The 18,290-nt window shown below is 35.0% G+C and carries 19 protein-coding genes; 14 read left to right on the forward strand and 5 right to left on the reverse strand.

Translation table 11 applies throughout. From position 1 onward, the window contains the following. Nucleotides 1–146 precede the first annotated feature (146 nt). From NG806_RS11010 to NG806_RS11075, 14 genes are all read left to right on the forward strand, one after another. Nucleotides 147–1,547, forward strand: coding sequence for an MFS transporter (locus NG806_RS11010; protein WP_261513070.1), 1,401 nt, complete (start codon nucleotides 147–149; stop codon nucleotides 1,545–1,547). Nucleotides 1,548–1,667: 120 nt separating this feature from the next. Then, nucleotides 1,668–2,543 (forward strand): pirin family protein, encoded by an 876-nt coding sequence (locus tag NG806_RS11015; protein ID WP_214829218.1) that lies wholly within the window; start codon nucleotides 1,668–1,670, stop codon nucleotides 2,541–2,543. A gap of 131 nt (nucleotides 2,544–2,674) precedes the next feature. Then, nucleotides 2,675–2,992, forward strand: a complete 318-nt coding sequence (locus tag NG806_RS11020) for a GNAT family N-acetyltransferase (protein ID WP_261513071.1) — start codon at nucleotides 2,675–2,677, stop codon at nucleotides 2,990–2,992. A 56-nt stretch (nucleotides 2,993–3,048) separates the two neighbouring features. Further along, on the forward strand, nucleotides 3,049–3,948 hold the full coding sequence (locus tag NG806_RS11025; RefSeq protein WP_261513072.1) for a pirin family protein: 900 nt from the start codon (nucleotides 3,049–3,051) through the stop codon (nucleotides 3,946–3,948). 32 nt (nucleotides 3,949–3,980) lie between these two features. Beyond that, entirely contained in the window at nucleotides 3,981–4,514 is a 534-nt protein-coding gene (locus NG806_RS11030) for an NADPH-dependent FMN reductase (RefSeq protein WP_261513073.1), read from the forward strand. Further along, the gene (locus NG806_RS11035; protein ID WP_214828907.1) at nucleotides 4,514–5,092 is read left to right on the forward strand and encodes a TMEM175 family protein; all 579 of its coding nucleotides are present in this window, start codon (nucleotides 4,514–4,516) and stop codon (nucleotides 5,090–5,092) included. Before NG806_RS11030 ends, NG806_RS11035 begins: the two co-directional genes overlap by 1 nt. Then, nucleotides 5,092–5,310, forward strand: coding sequence for a (4Fe-4S)-binding protein (locus NG806_RS11040; protein ID WP_214828905.1), 219 nt, complete (start codon nucleotides 5,092–5,094; stop codon nucleotides 5,308–5,310). The genes NG806_RS11035 and NG806_RS11040 overlap by 1 nt, the downstream gene beginning before the upstream one ends. After that, complete coding sequence (locus NG806_RS11045; RefSeq protein ID WP_214828903.1) at nucleotides 5,310–5,708, forward strand: OsmC family protein; 399 nt, start codon at nucleotides 5,310–5,312, stop codon at nucleotides 5,706–5,708. The genes NG806_RS11040 and NG806_RS11045 overlap by 1 nt, the downstream gene beginning before the upstream one ends. Nucleotide 5,709: 1 nt before the next feature. After that, complete coding sequence (locus NG806_RS11050; protein ID WP_214828901.1) at nucleotides 5,710–5,994, forward strand: GNAT family N-acetyltransferase; 285 nt, start codon at nucleotides 5,710–5,712, stop codon at nucleotides 5,992–5,994. A gap of 110 nt (nucleotides 5,995–6,104) precedes the next feature. Further along, nucleotides 6,105–7,634 carry a sodium:solute symporter gene (locus NG806_RS11055; RefSeq protein ID WP_214828899.1) on the forward strand — a complete coding sequence of 510 codons (1,530 nt, stop codon included), beginning with the start codon at nucleotides 6,105–6,107 and terminating at the stop codon, nucleotides 7,632–7,634. A gap of 1 nt (nucleotide 7,635) precedes the next feature. Beyond that, a complete protein-coding gene (locus NG806_RS11060) occupies nucleotides 7,636–8,157 on the forward strand; it encodes a hypothetical protein (protein WP_261513075.1) in 522 nt (173 codons plus the stop codon). A 104-nt stretch (nucleotides 8,158–8,261) separates the two neighbouring features. Further along, nucleotides 8,262–9,116: a transketolase gene (locus NG806_RS11065; RefSeq protein WP_353050475.1), complete on the forward strand. Its 855-nt coding sequence runs from the start codon at nucleotides 8,262–8,264 to the stop codon at nucleotides 9,114–9,116. A 32-nt stretch (nucleotides 9,117–9,148) separates the two neighbouring features. Next, on the forward strand, nucleotides 9,149–10,312 hold the full coding sequence (locus NG806_RS11070) for a hypothetical protein (RefSeq protein ID WP_261513076.1): 1,164 nt from the start codon (nucleotides 9,149–9,151) through the stop codon (nucleotides 10,310–10,312). Nucleotides 10,313–10,322: 10 nt separating this feature from the next. Then, nucleotides 10,323–11,270, forward strand: coding sequence for a transketolase family protein (locus NG806_RS11075; RefSeq protein ID WP_214828891.1), 948 nt, complete (start codon nucleotides 10,323–10,325; stop codon nucleotides 11,268–11,270). A gap of 53 nt (nucleotides 11,271–11,323) precedes the next feature. Here the strand turns inward: NG806_RS11075 and NG806_RS11080 are convergent, their stop codons facing one another. The 5 genes from NG806_RS11080 to NG806_RS11100 form a co-directional block, all read right to left on the reverse strand. Then, nucleotides 11,324–11,740 (reverse strand): nuclear transport factor 2 family protein, encoded by a 417-nt coding sequence (locus tag NG806_RS11080; RefSeq protein ID WP_261513077.1) that lies wholly within the window; start codon nucleotides 11,738–11,740, stop codon nucleotides 11,324–11,326. A gap of 2 nt (nucleotides 11,741–11,742) precedes the next feature. After that, nucleotides 11,743–12,267 (reverse strand): TetR/AcrR family transcriptional regulator, encoded by a 525-nt coding sequence (locus tag NG806_RS11085; protein WP_261513078.1) that lies wholly within the window; start codon nucleotides 12,265–12,267, stop codon nucleotides 11,743–11,745. Between the two features lie 165 nt (nucleotides 12,268–12,432). Continuing rightward, complete coding sequence (locus tag NG806_RS11090) at nucleotides 12,433–12,810, reverse strand: hypothetical protein (protein ID WP_214828879.1); 378 nt, start codon at nucleotides 12,808–12,810, stop codon at nucleotides 12,433–12,435. A 68-nt stretch (nucleotides 12,811–12,878) separates the two neighbouring features. Next, nucleotides 12,879–13,349 carry an Lrp/AsnC family transcriptional regulator gene (locus tag NG806_RS11095; RefSeq protein WP_214828877.1) on the reverse strand — a complete coding sequence of 157 codons (471 nt, stop codon included), beginning with the start codon at nucleotides 13,347–13,349 and terminating at the stop codon, nucleotides 12,879–12,881. A 134-nt stretch (nucleotides 13,350–13,483) separates the two neighbouring features. Next, entirely contained in the window at nucleotides 13,484–18,286 is a 4,803-nt protein-coding gene (locus NG806_RS11100; RefSeq protein ID WP_261513080.1) for a translocation/assembly module TamB domain-containing protein, read from the reverse strand. Nucleotides 18,287–18,290: the final 4 nt, after the last annotated feature.

Genomic DNA, 18,290 nt, shown 5'->3' on the forward strand with positions numbered 1-18,290 from the left:
GTTTTTTAATGCGTTAATTTGAGCAATTTATAAACAAAGGAAAGAAAATAGGTTCTTCTTTTAATTCCACTACTACATTTTTAATCAACTCAAATTAGCTGAAATTTTACTGATATAAATTATTTAAAGATTCTAGCTGATATAAAATGTCTGAAACCAACTCGTCCACAACATCTATTAAAAAGATCCTCCCATTGATTCTTGCCACTGCCATTTTTATGCAGATGCTGGATTCAACAATTTTAAATACTTCCTTACCTTCTATAGCAAAAGATCTGAAGGAATCGCCTTTGAATATGCAGAACGCTATTATCAGTTATGTTCTGACATTAGCGGTTTTTATGCCTGCAAGTGGTTTTTTAGCAGATCGATTCGGAACGAAAAAGGTCTTTATTTTCTCTCTTGTACTCTTTAGTCTGGGTTCATTATTTTGTGCCTTATCACAGAACCTCACGCACCTTGTTATTTCAAGAGTAATACAGGGAGTTGGTGGCAGTTTGATGACTCCTGTTGGAAAATTAGCTTTAATAAAAACATTTGATAAAAATGAACTATTAAAAGCGATGAATTTCGCCATTATTCCTGCACTTATTGGCCCTGTCCTCGGTCCTCTTGTTGGAGGATATATGGTAGATTACCTATCGTGGCACTGGATCTTTCTTATTAATATCCCTATTGGGATTTTAGGAATTATTTTAGGAATTAGATTCATGCCTAATTATAAATCTGACGATGTTGATTTCGATCTAAAAGGATTCATGATTTTTGCGGCAGCCTCTCTCCTGCTTTCTATCTCATTGGAACTTTTTGGAGATTTACAGAATACGACTCCCGTTCTTCTTGTTTTTATTCTGGGCTTCTTATTTCTATACTATTATTACAGACATGCAAAAAGAGGTGGAAACCCTATATTTCCTTTAAACTTATTTCAGGTGAGAACATTCCGTGTAGGAATTGTGGGAAACATGGCCACTCGGTTAGGAATCAGTGCTGTTCCTTTATTACTCCCCTTAATGATACAGATTGCTTATAAACAATCTGCAGTTACATCAGGCTGGATTATTGCCCCTATGGCATTAACAGCGATATTTGGAAAGTCTTCAGTTATCAAGATCTTAGACAAATTCGGATATCGCCAGACCTTAATGGTCAATACATTCATTATCGGAACATTAATATGCCTGCTTGCTATTCCAAATATCCATACTTCCTTATACTGGTTTGTTCCTATTATTGCTGTTTTGGGATTTTTCAATTCCATTCAGTTTACTTCTATGAATACTATTTCCATCGCAGATTTGCGAAACTTCCAGACCAGTAGCGGAAATTCTCTGATATCTGTAAATCAACAGCTCGCTATAGGTTTTGGGATCGCCTTCGGTCTTATTGTATTAAAAATATTTGAAAGCACTGATCTTATTAAAGGAGAAATACACAATGCATTCCGTTACACTTTTCTTACGGTTGGCATACTTACGATTCTCTCAGGATTGGTCTTCAGAAGGCTTCATATTTCAGATGGTAAAAACATGAAATCCAAAGAATAACACCTTTATTCTCAATCCTTAACAAATCTGTGAAAATCAGATCTGTACGAACTTAACACAGATCAATGCAATTGATCTCCATCTACTCTATTTTTGTTTGTATAAAAAATCAACATTATGATGACAACTAAAAAAGTAGAAATGGTGATATCACCAAAACCTGCACATTTTGTAGGTGATGGTTTTAGAGTTCATAACTTTATACCAGGAGCATCCGGATTGGACATGAAAAGAATGGATCCTTTTATTATGCTCGATTATAATTCAAAATTTCATTTTAACGGATCTGAAAAACCTAGAGGCGTGGGTGTACATCCACACAGAGGTTTTGAAACAGTAACAATAGCTTATAAGGGAAAAGTCGAACATCATGACAGCTCAGGTGGCGGCGGCATAATCGGAGAAGGAGATGTACAATGGATGACTGCAGCAAAAGGAGTTCTGCATAAAGAATACCATGAAAGAGAATGGTCCAAGACCGGAGGAATTTTTCAGATGGTTCAGCTTTGGGTAAACCTTCCTGCTAAGGATAAAATGAGTAAACCAAAGTATCAGGCTATTCAGAATTCAGATATGAAATTGGTCGATCTTGGAGAAAATGGATCAATTGAAATAATAGCTGGAGAATATAATGGAAATAAAGGTCCGGCCTTTACTTTCACTCCTGTACATATGATGAATGCTAAGTTAAAAGCTGGTGGAAAAGCTGACTTTCATTTTCCTGACCATTATAATACCGCAGCTCTTGTGATTGAAGGAAGTATTATGGTGAACGGAAGCGAAAAGGCTGCAAGTGATCAGTTCGTATTATTTGAAAATCAAGGTGAAGATTTTACTATTGAAGCAAGCGAGGATGCAATCGTACTGATCATTAGCGGAGAACCAATCAAAGAGCCTATTTTTCCACACGGCCCTTTTGTAATGAATACAAGAGAGGAAATCATGCAGGCTTTTGAAGATTTCAACACCGGAAAGTTTGGATACCTGGAAGATTAACTAACAAATTAAGGAAATTAAGCAATAATTAAATAATCTTAATCTTAAGCCGATTATTTAATTATTGCTTTTTATTACCTTTAACGAAACACTTTTAAGCATTATAAATATTATAATTAAAAAAATACATAATGAAATCAGAGTTTGAACATATTCCTTTAGTTAAAAATGACTCAAAGAAAAGATTTGAAATAGAAGTAAACGGACATTTTGCTTTTATTGATTATCGTGAAATGGGCAGTCAGATAATTTTAGTACATACAGAAGCTGAACCAGAATTAGCAGGAACAGGAGCCGCGGCAGCTGTTGTTGAGAAAACCCTTTGTTATATTGAAGAAAATACCAAAAAATTACTTCCACTCTGTCCTTATGTTTTCGCTTATATTAAAAAGCATCCGGAATGGAAACGTATTGTCGATGACAGATTTGAAGGATACAGTAAACTTTAATATCACAAAAAAGTAACAACACTTTAATTAAATCAATTTTAAAAGAGCACATTATTATGTCAAATATTGGACTTATCATAGAAGAAAAAGCTGCAGATATAGGAAATTTTTTGGTGGGAAGACTTTTACCTTTCCGTGAAAAAAGAGCAGTTGGTCCGTTTGTTTTTATAGACCATATGGGACCATCAGAATTAAAAGATTATCAAAATCTGGATGTGCCGCCACATCCACATATCGGACTATCTACTTTAACTTATTTGCTTGAGGGTTCTATTTTTCACCGTGACAGCATTGGAAGCGCCATGGAGATAAAACCTGGAGCAGTTAACTGGATGACCGCGGGAAAAGGCGTTGTTCATTCTGAAAGAACACCTGAATATTTAAGAGAAACGGATAAAAAACTTCATGGTTTTCAAATCTGGGTAGGACTTCCAAAACACTTGGAGCAAAGTGAGCCAACTTTTCATCATATCGAAGCAGACGAGCTTCCGGTTTGGGAGGATGGTGAAATTCATTATAAATTAATTGCTGGAGAAGCATTTGAAAAAAAATCTCCGGTTCCTGTACACAGTAAATTATTTTTCATTGAAATAAAAACCAAAACCGCACAGAAAATAAGTATAGGACAGGATCTGTATGGTGAAGCCGCTATGTACGTTTTAGATGGAACAGTAAATATCGAGGGAAATACTTATGGATCAAAACAGCTTCTAATAGCCAAAGACACTAAGCTATGTGAGTTTGAAATGAGTGAAAATGCTACTGTTTATATTTTCGGAGGTGAACCCTTCGATGAAGAACGATTTATATTCTGGAATTTCGTAAATTCGGATAAAGAATTACTTGATCAGGCTAAGGTAAACTGGAATGATCAAAACCATGATGCTTTCCCATTAGTTCCTGGAGATGACCAAGACTTCGTTCCACTTCCAAAATCAATTTTGAACAGAAAATAAATTGGATCAGAGCCAAACAACTTAAATAACCAATGAAAATATTAGCATTTGCAGGAAGCACTTCTTCCACTTCGATTAACAGAGAACTGGTAAAATTTGTGTTAAAAAGTTTTCAAAATGAAGAGATCAATCTCATTGATTTGAATGACTATAACATGCCTGTGTTTTCTGTGGATCTTGAGAAAAAAGGTTTTCCAGATCCTGCTCATAAATTTTTAAAAGTAATTGGAGACTGCGACGTGATTATCTGTTCCCTTGCAGAACATAACAGGTCATATAGTGCTGCATTTAAAAATGTTTTCGATTGGGCTTCTAGAGTTAATGTAAAAGTATTTCAAAATAAACCGATGCTTTTAATGAGTACTTCTCCTGGTGGCTATGGAGGTGGAAATGTGATGAATACTGCAAAAACCTTTTTCCCGCAATTTGCGGCAGAAGTTAAGGATACTTTTTCCTTACCAAAGTTTTATGAAAACTTTGATCTGGAAAGTGGCGTTATCAATCCGGATATGCTCAAAGAACTGAATGATAAAATTGAAAATTTTAAAAACCAGATTACAGGATAATGACCAAGGGAAGACTAGAAGCATTCAGTGATGGTGTCTTAGCCATTATCATTACCATCATGGTCCTTGAACTCAAAGTACCGGAAGGAGATAGCTGGGCGAGCCTTAAGCCCATTGTTCCAAAGCTCTTAGCATACATATTCAGTTTTATTTATGTTGGGATCTACTGGAATAATCACCATCATCTTTTTCAGGCTGCAAAAAAAATTAATGGAAGTGTACTTTGGGCAAATCTGCATTTACTCTTCTGGCTTTCATTGATGCCCATTGCAACAGAGTGGATCGGAAATACCCGTTTTGCTAAAAATCCTGTTGCCGCTTATGGTATTGGACTGATTATGTGTGCCATTGCATATACTATCATGGAGAATTTAATTGTACAATGTGAAGGGGAAAATTCAAAATTAAAAGATGCAATACATTCAAAATTTAAAGAATACATTTCAATTGTATTTTACATAACAGGAATCGTAACTTCTTTTTTTTATCCTTATATTGCTATCTGTTTTTATTACATCGTTGCTCTTATATGGCTCATTCCTGACAGAAGAATCGAAAAAATATTAAAAGAAGAATAATGGAAACGCACGAATATAATAATGGAGATCTTGCTGTGATCTGGATGCCAAAAAAATGTATCCATTCCGCAATTTGTGTAAAATTGCTTCCGCAAGTTTATAACCCTAAGGACAGACCCTGGATAAAGGTTGAGAACGCAACAACACAAGAACTTAAAGATCAAATCGAGCAATGTCCTTCAGGGGCATTGAGTTACAAATTCAATACTGAAAAATAATGGGGGTAACCGTAAAAGCAAGTTTAGGAAAAACAAAATATTATACGGAAGTAATAGCCGGTGAAAATAAGATCATTACGGACGAACCCATTGATAAAGGAGGACAAAATAAAGGTTTCAATCCTTTTGAAATTCTGGCCACTTCTTTGGCGAGCTGTACTGCTGCGACTTTAAGAATGTACATCGACAGGAAAGAATGGGATGTAGAGAAGATTAACGTAGAGGTTGATCTGGAAAACTTTCCGCTTTCCAAAAGAGCTGTTTTCACAAGAAATATCAGCTTTGAAGGAACCAACCTGGATGATGATCAAATGAAAAGGCTTCACACTATTGCTGATGCCTGCCCTATTCATAAAATTTTAACAAACGATATAGAAATACTAACCAAATTTTCATAATATGACAGAGGTAAAACAAAACAACGACGAAAAACACGGAAGTTTTGAGGCTTTCATAGACGGAAACCGCGCAGGATTAATGACTTATACCTGGGCTGGAGAAGAAAGATTCATTATTGATCATACAGAAGTAGAAGAAGCGTACAACGGAAAAGGCGTTGGTAAAGACATGGTTTTAGCGGCAGTAGATTTCGCAAGAAAACAAGGCAAAAAAATAATTGCGCTTTGTCCTTTTGCGAAAGCTACTTTCCAGAAGAACGAAGACCTACAGGACGTCGTAGTCTAGCTGACGAGAAAAAATACTTTGTAAACCTTTCAGGAATCTACCCTGAAAGGTTTTTCTTTTTTATCAGAACATAAAAAAACTATATTTGTAAAATTTTAATTGCAAAAAATATGTCTCCAGTTATATTATTGTCCATTATCGTTGTATACTTTGCGCTGCTCCTTTGGGTAGCTTATAAAACGGGTAAGGGAAGTGACAATGAGAGTTTCTTTATTGGAAACCGTAAAAGTAACTGGATGCTCGTTGCCTTTGGAATGATCGGCACCTCTCTTTCGGGGGTAACTTTTGTGAGTGTTCCAGGTGCAGTGGGTAAAGACAGTTTTTCTTATTTACAGATTACACTAGGGTACCTTATAGGTTATATTGTCGTTGCTTACGTCCTACTCCCTTTATACTACCGATTAAAACTAACTTCAATTTATGGCTATCTTCAGCAGAGAATGGGACAACTTTCATACAAATCAGGAGCGTGGATATTCATTGTCTCAAGATTGGTAGGTGCTACAGCCAGGTTATATTTGGTTGTCAATATTCTTCAGGTAACTATATTGGATAATTTAGGAGTTCCGTTTATTGTAACCACTTTGATCATTCTTGCGATGATTATTCTTTATACTTATGAAGGTGGCGTAAAAACCATTGTATGGACAGATACGTTACAGACTTCATGTATGCTCCTGGGCTTGATTATTTGTACCGTTTATATGCTTAATCATTTGGATCTAAGTGTTGGACAAAGCTTAACAGCAATGAGTGATAAAGGCTACACTAAAATATTCGAAATGGATTTTAATTCTCCCGGTTTTTTTATAAAGCAGATTCTTGCTGGAGCATTTATTACCATTACCATGACCGGAATAGATCAGGAAATGATGCAGAAAAGTCTTTCTGTAACCAGATTAAAGGATTCTCAGAAGAATATGGTTACGCTTGGGTTTATTTTACTGGGTGTGATTTCATTATTCCTTTATATGGGTGGGCTTCTTTATCTTTTTGGAGAAAGCCAAGGAGGTCATTTTACTGAAATCATAAAAGACGGCATCCCTAAAAAAGAATTCTTATTGGGTGGTAAAGAGATTTTTGGAGATAAAATTTTCCCTGAAGTGGCATTAAATCATATGCCTGGTTTTATTTCAATTATATTCATTATAGCTTTAATTTCAGCCTTATTTCCAAGTGCGGATGGCGCTATGACGGCTCTTACGTCTTCATTGTGTATCGATATTTTTGGAATGAAAGAAAAGAAAGACTGGACTGACAAAAAGAAAGAAAAATTCCGCAAAAATGTACATTTGATCGTTGCATTTTCTTTCCTGATAATGGTTGTTATTTTTAAGATGATCAATGATAATTCCATGATTGGATTGATCTTAAAATTAGCCGGATTCACTTACGGTCCGCTTTTGGGTCTTTTTGCATTTGGTATTTTTACAAAATATAAGGTTGAGGATAAACTTGTTCCTTACGTCTGTATTGCGGCACCCATAATTTCTTATTTCATCGATAAATATCAGGTAAGTATTTTCGGTGACTTTAAAATAGGATTGGAATTACTTATCATTAATGGTTTACTGACGTTCTTTGGCCTTTGGCTAATCAGAAAAAATAATTCTAAATCACATTTAAAAAAAACAAAATAATATGAAAAAAATTATTCCACTTTTATTGGTTCTTTTTGCTTGTGGCTTTCTTTCTGCACAGGAAAGTTTTGAGGTTTCAACATTAAGAATCGGACCTTATAAAGTATTTATGAAAAGTGCAGAGATTGAAAAGTATTCCGGAGCAAAATTAAGATTAACGAATGGAGAATTTAAAAATTCGGTAAAGTACAGTGGAGAAACCATTATGATCAGCACCTCCCAGGAATATGATAATGAAGGGAAAGAGACCAATGGTTACAGTATATATGGTGTTTCTACTACCAGTAAGAAATTTAAAACAAAAAGTGGTATTGGTGTTGGAAGTACGAAAGATGATATCATTAATGCTTACAAAAATTATCCAAGCTACAGTACATATCCTGGATGGGATGACCAAGGGAAACAGGTTAAAAATGAAAGTTATTTCATACTGAACGACACTGATGCAGGAACAGTATTATCTTTCAAGATGGTTAATAATATTGTCACTGAAATTTCAGTATCCCTTAACGAAGGCTGCTAAAAAGATAAATTCTTTAAATAATTCAAAATCCGAGTTTTCCGCTCGGATTTTGTATTTCCATAAGCCATTAAAAAATTGTAAATTCGCGTGCAAATAAATCAGATATAATGAGTAAAAGTATCGAAGAGTTAAAATCTCTTACTACGCAAATCAGAAGAGACATTTTAAGAATGGTTCATGCTGTTAATTCAGGACATCCAGGCGGAAGTTTAGGTTGTACAGAGTACTTCACAGCACTTTATGGGAAAGTATTGAACTATCATCTTCCTTTCACTATGGAAGGTAAAAATGAAGATCATTTCTATCTTTCAAATGGTCACATTTCACCGGTTTATTATTCTACTTTAGCTAGATTTGGCTTTTTTCCGGTAGAAGAATTAAAAACTTTCAGAAAGCTAAATTCAAGATTACAGGGTCACCCGACTACTCACGAGGGATTACCTGGAATCCGTATTTCTTCAGGATCTTTAGGACAAGGACTTTCTGTTGCTTTAGGGGTTGCTTTAGGGAAGAAATTAGATGGTGACCAATCATTAGTTTACTCTCTTCATGGAGACGGAGAATTACAAGAAGGTCAGGTTTGGGAAGCTTTAATGTTTGCTGCTGCTAAAAAAGTAGATAATATTATCTCTACTATTGACTATAACGGTCGTCAGATCGATGGTGACACAGATGATGTATTAAGTTTAGGAAATCTACATGCTAAATTGGAAGCATTTGGATGGACTGTTTTAGAAGAGAAAAACGGTAACGACCTTGAGGCAGTGATCGCTATTCTTGAGAGAGCAAAAGCCGAAACGGGGAAAGAAAAGCCTGTTGCTATTATCCTTCATACAGAAATGGGTGCTGGAGTTGATTTTATGATGGGAAGTCACGCTTGGCATGGTAAAGCTCCTAATGATGAGCAGTTGGAAACAGCATTCAAACAACTTTATTTGGAAGCTCCGGCAGATTACTAATATCTTAGATGATCACATTTATTAAGTTTTCCATGAAAAAATTCATCTTAATCTGTCTGCTTACAAGCTTTATTTTGGGAATAGCGCAAGAGAAAAAGATTTCTTTTGCTAAAGAGTTCAATTATCAGATGATTGATAAAAAAGCTCCTATGCTATCTTTAAAAATGTTTGCAAGTAACAACAATGAATTTCTTACCAAATTGAACATTAAGGATGTTCCAATGTATTACTATACAGATGCATTAGGAACAACTTCTGTTTCATTAGAAATGAACAGCCGTCTTAGTGGATCAGGGTTGGGTGCATTGATGTATCTTGGTTATAGCAATTACGGTTATGGAGAGAAGGAAGAGTATACTTTGGAAGCCAAGAAGCTGGGTACAAAAGAAACTATTTTAGGAACATCTTGTTCACATTATCTGATCAATTACCGATCAAAGGATGGTACAAAAAAGGAAAATGAAGATTTGAAATTATGTATTGATGATCAGTCATCTATTAATAACATGAGTGTATTTAGTGGACTTTTGAATCAATATCTTCCAGGTATCAAAATGAAAAATTCAGGTTTAAGCGGACTTATTTTAAAAGCGGGTCCTGAAAAAACTTATGACAAAGAGTATTTCGTTTTGGCTTCAATTAAAGATTCTAAAGATCAGGTGTTTTTTGATCATAAAAAAGCAATGACTGATCAGCAAAGAAAGCAGGACTCTATCATGATTGCCTATAAAAAACAGGAAGAAGAATATGCAAAAAATGATTCTGCATATGCAGTAACAGATTCTACAGCAGTTATTGCTGATTCAGCAACGGCGGCTATAGATCCATATTCAGATCAGGCCTATTATTACATTCCGGATTATACTTCAGACTACAAAAAGAATCAGGATGAAGATGGAAGCTTGGCTATTACCAATATTCCAAGTGAAACTCTTTGGAAAGGACTTCCTTCACATTGCAAAAATTTCGAAAAAGATCTTCCTAGCTTTGATTTTAAAGAGCTTAAAGGACATGTAAGAAATTATGTAGGTCAAGTCTGTGATATGTACCTTACACAATCTTCCGGACATAATGTAGGAATTAAACTGACTTTAGATGAAATAAGACGTGAAGTTCTTTATCTCAATACTATTCAGGAAACACTTAATCAATCTGATAAGAAGAAATTAAATAATTATTTAAAAAATCTAGATTAAAAAAATAAAAATGAAATATACATATACAGAAAAAAAGGATACACGTTCAGGATTCGGAGCCGGATTAGCTGAACTTGCTGATAAAAATCCAAATGTAGTAGCACTTTGTGCAGACCTTATTGGTTCTTTGAAAATGGAAAAATTCATTGAAAAAGCACCAGAAAGATTTTTCCAGATAGGAATTGCTGAAGCTAACATGATTGGTATAGCTGCAGGTCTTAGTATTACGGGGAAAATTCCTTTCACGGGAACTTTCGCCAATTTCTCTACTTCAAGAGTATATGATCAAATTCGTCAGTCTGTCGCTTATTCAGGGAAAAATGTAAAGATCTGTGCTTCTCACGCTGGTCTTACATTAGGAGAAGATGGAGCTACACACCAGGTATTAGAAGACATCGGTATGATGAAAATGCTTCCTGGAATGACGGTAATCAACCCATGTGACTACAACCAGACAAAAGCAGCTACTATTGCTATCGCCGATTTTGAAGGCCCGGTATATTTAAGATTCGGAAGACCTACAGTTCCTGTATTCATTCCTGAAGATATGCCTTTCGAAATTGGAAAAGGAATTCTTTTACAAGAAGGTACGGATGTAACGATTGTCGCAACAGGACATTTGGTTTGGGAGTCTCTTGTGGCCGCAGATGAGCTTGAAAAAGAAGGGATCTCTTGTGAAGTGATCAATATCCATACTATTAAACCGTTAGACGAGGAAATCATCTTAAAATCAGTTGAAAAAACCGGAAAAATTGTTACTGCTGAAGAGCACAACTATTTAGGAGGTTTAGGAGAGTCTATTGCTGGAATGTTGGCAAGAAAAAGACCTACAAGACAGGAATTCGTTGCAGTACATGATACTTTCGGAGAATCCGCTACTCCTGCTGAACTAATGAAAAAATATAAAATTGATTCTGCTGCCGTAAAAGAAGCAGTAAAAAGAATTTTAGAGAAATAATTTATCTTTAAAATATTCATTAAAAGCATCCCAATGGGATGCTTTTAATCTTTTTAGTTTTTGAATTTCCGATCTTCTTCTTTTATAGCAAGATCATTAATGCTTGCGTATCTTTTTTGCATAAGCCCATTCTCGTCAAACTCCCAATTTTCATTTCCGTAGGCTCTGTACCAATCCCCATTTTTTGTCTGATATTCATATTCAAATCGAACAGCGATGCGATTATCCGTATGTGCCCAATATTCTTTTTTAAGTTTATAATTAAGTTCTCTTTCCCATTTTTGACGAAGAAATTCAACAATTTCTCCTCTTCCGTTTATAAATCGATCTCTGTTTCTCCATTCACTATCTTCTGTATAAGCTTTGGAGACTCTTTCAGGATCCTGACTGTTCCAGGCATCTTCTGCCAATTGAATTTTTTCCTTTGCCGTTTCTAGAGTGAAAGGTGGAAGTGGGTGTTTCTGTTCCATTATTATTGTATTAAATTGGTCACTATTCTTTTAGATTTCTCTACTAATTCATTCGACTTAAATAGCTGGCTCTCTATTATACTGCTTTCAAAAAGAAGATAAATATGATCACATATATCATCCGATAACATTTTTTTAAAATAATTCCGAAGCTCCAGTTTATGGTCCTGAATGGCATTTAATATTTTAGTATTATCTATAGGGATTTCTGATAAGATGTTCAAAAAACTACATCCTCTAAAGTTCTCCTTATTGTTCATATAGATCAGAAAATCAAAAGAAGCAATTATCCTATCTTTATAGTTTTTTCCTGTTGCAATGAAACTCTCCAGCTCATTAAACCAATAATGATGTCTTGTATTGAGAAATTCAACACATAAATCCTCTTTGGATTTAAAATGCTGATAAAAGCTTGCTTTAGCTACACTCGCTTCCGAAATGATTTGATTGATCCCTGTTGAATTATATCCCTGTGTAGAAAACAATTTCAGTGTAGTTTCTACAATTCTTTCTTTAGGAGATGTCATAGTAATATGTTTGTACAACAAATATACAATAAAACATCATACGGACAGACAAGTCTGTCTGATTTATTTTAGATAAAACAATTCAAGGATATACTTATTGGATCAGCAAGATTGCCGACCCACTTTATAATACAAAAAAGCCTTCAAAAATGAAGGCCATATATACTATTTAAAGAATTTCCATTTGGGAATTATAGCCAGCATACCAAATCCTGTAAAAAGGAAAAGGTTGGTAACATCTGTATATAAAAATGTAGACAGATAATAGTTGTGCATAAAGAAGTGCAAAACCAATAATACGGGAAAAGTAAAGATCCCAATTTTTTTATAGAAGAACATCAGAACAAGGCTGACCATCATCAATAGATCTAAAGAAAAAATGATATAGAAGTACCATCTTGGAATATTAAGATATTCGTGTTGTAAATACTCATCCACATCTATCCCCAACCCCATGATCGTAAATAGCATTAAAGATGCAAATGCTAAAATAAAACCCCATCCTTTCTTTGGATCTTCATCAAAGTAACTGTATTCTTCCATAGGTACAAAAATAAAGAACTTATGAGTAATTTCATAAGTTCTTCTATAATTATTCGTTTACAATTTGATTAAATAGAAATAGCGTTGATTAATCTATTCTTATCACTTAAGTATTCTTCCATAGAAATCATACTCTCAGTTCTCATTACGTCCTGAATATCATCTATTTGATAGATAATTCTCTTCGCATCTTCAGTATTCTTAGCTCTTACTTTACAGAAAATATTATATTTTCCAGAAATCACGCTCGCTTCGATTACATTAGGAATAGTTGTTAATTCCTTTAAAACCTCTTGCGTACGGTTTGATTTAGTTAAAAGAACTCCGATGAAGGCTGTAAAATGATAGTCCAACTTACCATAATCGATATTAAGGGATGACCCCAAAATAATACCTGCATCTTCCATTTTTTTCACTCTTACGTGAATTGTACCCGCAGACACATCCATCTGTTTAGCAATTTCAGTAAAAGGCATTCTTGTGTTTTCTACTAAGAAATCAAGAATCTTTTTGTCTATTTCGTCCAGTTGATAGTTCATATTAGTTAAATTACAATTTTCTTAAAAAATCTATGTATTTTTTGCAAATCTATAAAAAATAATTTAACTAAAAAAATTATAACAATAATTAACAATAATTAACACAGATGATAAAAATCATTAAAATATTCAAATTATTTACCCTCTGCTTTTAGGGAATCTGTTTTTATTTCCTTTTTCACATCTGGTTGTTTTTTATCTTTTCTTTTCCTTTTAAATAAAGAATTGAAGCTTTTACTCCAAACAACACCGCCTCCATAGGCTTGATTTGCAGATCCGTTAGTGCCGGTTCCACCTGGTCCCATTCCGATATTCGTAGGTTTAGAGTACCCTCTTAAAACTAAACTTCCGTCATTTTTCTTAGAAATATCATATTCAATAGATCCCTCGCCGGAGAGATAATTAGCTTCAGTACTCTCAGTTTTCGTTAATGGAATTCCCAAACCGGTCTTCACTTTTATCCTTGGGGAAAGTGCAAAACTTACCCCCGCATTCGCCCGATCTCCAGTGTTTGAATTCTGATCGCCTTTTACGTAATTTAAGTCGATCTGGAATTCATTACTCATTGTATTAAGAACTGAGCCCAATTGCTTTAAAAGCATATTATATCCTGAAGATTCAGCTACTCCGGCAACATCGACACCCACTCCACCGGTATTTGAAATATTAAAACTATTTAACAACAGTATAGAACCAAACTGAAGAACCTTTTCACCCTCTTGACTCATTTTAGCAGCCAGCGTTTCTTTTACCTGACTTGATACATCCAGAGCAGATACATCCAGATCTATTTTAGGATCAACAAGAGATTGCGTAATATTAGCCTGTAGCAATATACTTATAGGCTGAAGATTACCCATATTTAAATATTGTCCTGCATTGGAAACCATTCTCACATAGTTGGCTGTAATATTCAATGCCGGCTTCATAGCATCACCATCCCAACGGATACTGCTGCCCTTTTCTATCTGGAATGTTTTATTAAGAATTGCTTTTGAAACAAAGGTCCCATTATCCACTCTATAGGTTCCAGCCATAGCAATACCCCCTTGTCTGTTCATTTGGAATTTCAGGTTCTTAGCCTCTCCTTTTACCGTAATATTCCCCACATCATCTCCAACCAGAACATTTACTGTCGTTCCCTTATCAACATCAAGAGAGAAGTCAATATGCATATTAGCTCCCGTTTTTTTCTTATCTTCAAGTGTTACCAAGCCATCTTTTCCTTCTTTTAAGAACCTCAGCATTTTAAATTCTTCAACATTGGAAGTTGAACTTGAATTAAACGTAAATGTACTTCCACTAAGTGCTTTCATATTAGGTGTCGTAATACTAAGACCCGACACAGGACCATCAATATACAGATCTCCCTGGCCATATACTCTACCCCAAAATAGATCAAGATCTTTTTGGGTACTATTAAGCACCAATAAATTATCTGCCCTCATTACAAGGTTGACCCCCATTGAAGAGAGTGTCTCAAACTGTATAGCTCCTGAAATATTTCCTTTAGAATTGGATCTTCCATCATGAACTTCAATATTATTAAGAATCGCCAGACCTTTTGATAATGGTATAACGGTATCATCAAATGAATAATCAACTCCTGTAAATAAGAGTTTTAATCCAAATTCTTTTAAAGCAATATCACCACTGTAGTCAAGATTTTTCAAAGTCCCGTTTATTTTAAGATCTCCTGTAGCTTTTCCTCTAAGGTTGCCAAAAATTGACCGTACAAACTGCTGCGCAAAGGAAACATTGAACTCACGCATCTCTGCCACAAGATCGATTGTAGGTGAAGAAGTATTATTATTAACAGTTCCTGTCAGATGTAGATTGTTATTTCCGATAACCCCGGCAGAAGTTACTTTTACATCTATATCATACACATTCAGCGAAAAACTGTTTGTAGCAGAAATGGTAAGGTCTCCCATATCACTTCCGTTCATCTTGATATCATCAACCGTTAAATCAACCAATGGTTGAAGGGTGCTTTTATCCATTCTTATTTTCACACTCCCATTTGCCAGTCCCTTTAGATTCATAGAGTTTCCACCAGACTGCATTTCCAGAAGTTTTTCAATAGAAAAGTCATTGATATCAGCGTCTACGTAAAAATCTTTAGCTGATTTAAACGTGGATTCTTTAATGAACAATACGCTTTTATCAGAATAGATTTTCAGGTTTCTGATCTCAAAATCGCTCGTTTTTTTCCTGTACGTTATCGAGTGATCAAGTTCCGGACTTGTATCTATAGCCCAGGTTACCTCGTTGAACTTTACTTCAGTGGGATCAAATTTGAATACAAAATCACCAAACTCGTTGGTGGACTGATTTACATTGATGGCATATTCTTTAAGCTTGTCCTCCAGTTCATCTTCAGGACTTCCATGTTTAAATTTAGTGGCAAGATGAAGAGTTGTGTTATTTTCATTCTTTCCACTGAGCGTAATATCTTTGAGTATATTTTTGTTATACTGAACCTTATTTATTTTTGCATACAGTTGCTCATCAAGATTGGCTGTATTTATTCTGACCATTACACTATCAACCAAAGCACTGTCTCTGGTGATATTATCTCTCGCATTTATCTTATATGCAGGATTTGCTTCTGCCAATGCCTTATCTGCTTCTGTAATCTCAACTTCTTTGGTCATCATATACTTTAATGAAGCTGCATCTACATTAAGAATGAGATTATTTGAATTACCATCATACTGTCCCTCAACTAATGCTCCCTGGGGAAGTTTCAAATCAGGTAAAAAATAACTCACTAATCCTTGCTGAACATCAAAATTCATTGCAAAATTCTGCCCTCTATATAGCTTTCTTGGTGGTGGTCCAACTAAGATCTTCCCTAATCCATTCTCAACCATCCCCGCAAGATCCGCCAAATTATACTTGCCGGAAATTTTTCCATTTACTGCTCCTGGAGCATCAACGGAAATAACCCTACCTCCAGCTTCAATAAATGTTTTTAATTTAGCATTTGGAACTATATACTTCTGTGTCGCGGTCGCAAAATTGATATTATTGGCCTCTACATCCAATGTCAGATCATTAAGAGATGACATCGCCATTTTTCCAACCACCTTCCCACTTACGATCTGATTTCCAGGTTTATTAGTAAAATAATTCATGTTCAGATAGGTAACATCAGCATTTACATCTGTTGCAATTCTTGATGTACTGAAATCAATAAGTCCTTTTATCGTAGCTTTAGCCTGCTCATCATTTACTGTGATTGTTCCATTATATTTTTTGTGATCCAATAAACCGTCCAGATAAAGATTGTTAATTTCTTTATTCATGATCTCAATACTTGAAATCTGAGATTTTGTAGTCAGCCGCATGGTATTAACATCGAAGCTTTGTCCATCGATATCAAATTTCCCTGATATTAATCCTACTGATTTATTTTTTGTAATGACTGAAGTATTTAGGTCTGTTGCTTCCACATATCCAGAGTACTTTGGCATTGCCGTACTATATCCTGTAAGAGAAAGTTTAGAAATCTTAGCCTGTCCGATTCCCGTCATTAAATTACCATTGGGAATATAGATCTGATCAGGATTCACTCTTGCTGATCCATTGTATTTTAGTTTTCCAAAATCATCTGCAAAGTTCTTCATCTTTTTAGAGATAAATGAAGGCATCATTACTTTTAGATCTTTATAGGTAAAGTCTGTAGAAAGGTTATTTGTTTCGATCAGGAATTTACCCTTTAAAAGATTATTTACCTTCATGGTCTGAGTCGCAATATTCACGTCAGGATTTCTAATAAGGAAATTTTCAAGGTAAAATTTATTTAATGGCCCTGTCATTTTCCCAGAAACATTAAAGGGCTTAAAGTTATCCCAATTGGTAACAAAGTAACTGATATCATAACCACTTAGCTGACTTCCCTGATTAAGATTCATATCCCATCTTACCCTATCTGCAAAATCTGCCCATGAACCATTATTAAGATTAAACTTAATATCTCCCTGTAAAAGAGTATGATCTGTATTTAGGGTTAAATCTTTAAGAGAAAGGGATTTATGAGTCAGTGACAATTCAGTGGAGAAAGTATCTACAAAGTGAGATTTTCCCCATCTTGTAGTTACAAAAGATAAGTTATTAATAAGTGCTGAAATGTCAGCTCCATTAACTTTTAAATTAGGGGCTTTCAGGTTAAATTTAGTGGCAGTCAGCCATTTCCCTGCTTCACCAGGTGAATTTTGATTAACAATCGAAACCTTAGAATCTACGATATGTACTCTGGAGTTTAATTGGAAAGCAGGTTTTTTAGGATCTCTTTTCTTTCCATTATCAAACAATTGTGTAAAACGTATGAAGTTGGAAATGCTATCCCCTTTATAAGTGATTACTTTCACATCTGCATTTACCATGGTAAGGGAATTAAAACTCAGCGAGTTACTTTTCCCTGAAATTGCCCCAGCCGCCAGTGACAACCAATCTGAATTGGCACGAAATTCCCGGGCTTTAATAAACTCTAGCCCTTTATAATCTTTAACTTTTAATCCTTTAATAGTAACATTCCCGAAATAATTCACTTCCACACTTTCTGTGGACATTTTTGCTTTGAAATCTTTATTAACGATTTGCAATGCCTGATCAGCTGCCCATTGCTTAGTAACAGGAAGATTTATAATAACTATAACCGCAACAATAAGGGAAAAACCTAACCAGAATAAAATGAGCAGAAGCCTTGCCCACCAGGAATAGCTGGTAACATCTTTAGCAGCCTGCTTGCCAAACTCCTGGGCAGTTTCCACAGGATGATGAACGGCATCTGAAGCCAGTTCAGATGCCTCTTTTACGGTTTCTTTTACCTTCTCCTCTACATTTTCTACAGTCTTTTGTACCTGATCACTTAAGTTTTCAGTTACAGATTTTTTATTCTCATTTTCGTTATTATTCTCTAACTTTGCCATTATT

The organism is Chryseobacterium paludis (assembly GCF_025403485.1).
GTDB classification, from domain to species: domain Bacteria; phylum Bacteroidota; class Bacteroidia; order Flavobacteriales; family Weeksellaceae; genus Chryseobacterium; species Chryseobacterium paludis.

Bases quoted from the DNA above. Each gene is read 5' to 3' on its own strand.
- NG806_RS11015 (WP_214829218.1), top strand. From the start codon at position 1,668: ATGACAACTAAAAAAGTAGAAATGGTGATATCACCAAAACCTGCACAT.
- NG806_RS11090 (WP_214828879.1), bottom strand. From the start codon at position 12,810: ATGGAAGAATACAGTTACTTTGATGAAGATCCAAAGAAAGGATGGGGT.
- NG806_RS11100 (WP_261513080.1), bottom strand. From the start codon at position 18,286: ATGGCAAAGTTAGAGAATAATAACGAAAATGAGAATAAAAAATCTGTA.
- NG806_RS11055 (WP_214828899.1), top strand. From the start codon at position 6,105: ATGTCTCCAGTTATATTATTGTCCATTATCGTTGTATACTTTGCGCTG.
- NG806_RS11060 (WP_261513075.1), top strand. From the start codon at position 7,636: ATGAAAAAAATTATTCCACTTTTATTGGTTCTTTTTGCTTGTGGCTTT.
- NG806_RS11075 (WP_214828891.1), top strand. From the start codon at position 10,323: ATGAAATATACATATACAGAAAAAAAGGATACACGTTCAGGATTCGGA.
- NG806_RS11030 (WP_261513073.1), top strand. From the start codon at position 3,981: ATGAAAATATTAGCATTTGCAGGAAGCACTTCTTCCACTTCGATTAAC.
- NG806_RS11085 (WP_261513078.1), bottom strand. From the start codon at position 12,267: ATGACATCTCCTAAAGAAAGAATTGTAGAAACTACACTGAAATTGTTT.
- NG806_RS11045 (WP_214828903.1), top strand. From the start codon at position 5,310: ATGGGGGTAACCGTAAAAGCAAGTTTAGGAAAAACAAAATATTATACG.
- NG806_RS11050 (WP_214828901.1), top strand. From the start codon at position 5,710: ATGACAGAGGTAAAACAAAACAACGACGAAAAACACGGAAGTTTTGAG.
- NG806_RS11020 (WP_261513071.1), top strand. From the start codon at position 2,675: ATGAAATCAGAGTTTGAACATATTCCTTTAGTTAAAAATGACTCAAAG.
- NG806_RS11080 (WP_261513077.1), bottom strand. From the start codon at position 11,740: ATGGAACAGAAACACCCACTTCCACCTTTCACTCTAGAAACGGCAAAG.
- NG806_RS11070 (WP_261513076.1), top strand. From the start codon at position 9,149: ATGAAAAAATTCATCTTAATCTGTCTGCTTACAAGCTTTATTTTGGGA.
- NG806_RS11040 (WP_214828905.1), top strand. From the start codon at position 5,092: ATGGAAACGCACGAATATAATAATGGAGATCTTGCTGTGATCTGGATG.
- NG806_RS11095 (WP_214828877.1), bottom strand. From the start codon at position 13,349: ATGAACTATCAACTGGACGAAATAGACAAAAAGATTCTTGATTTCTTA.
- NG806_RS11010 (WP_261513070.1), top strand. From the start codon at position 147: ATGTCTGAAACCAACTCGTCCACAACATCTATTAAAAAGATCCTCCCA.
- NG806_RS11035 (WP_214828907.1), top strand. From the start codon at position 4,514: ATGACCAAGGGAAGACTAGAAGCATTCAGTGATGGTGTCTTAGCCATT.
- NG806_RS11025 (WP_261513072.1), top strand. From the start codon at position 3,049: ATGTCAAATATTGGACTTATCATAGAAGAAAAAGCTGCAGATATAGGA.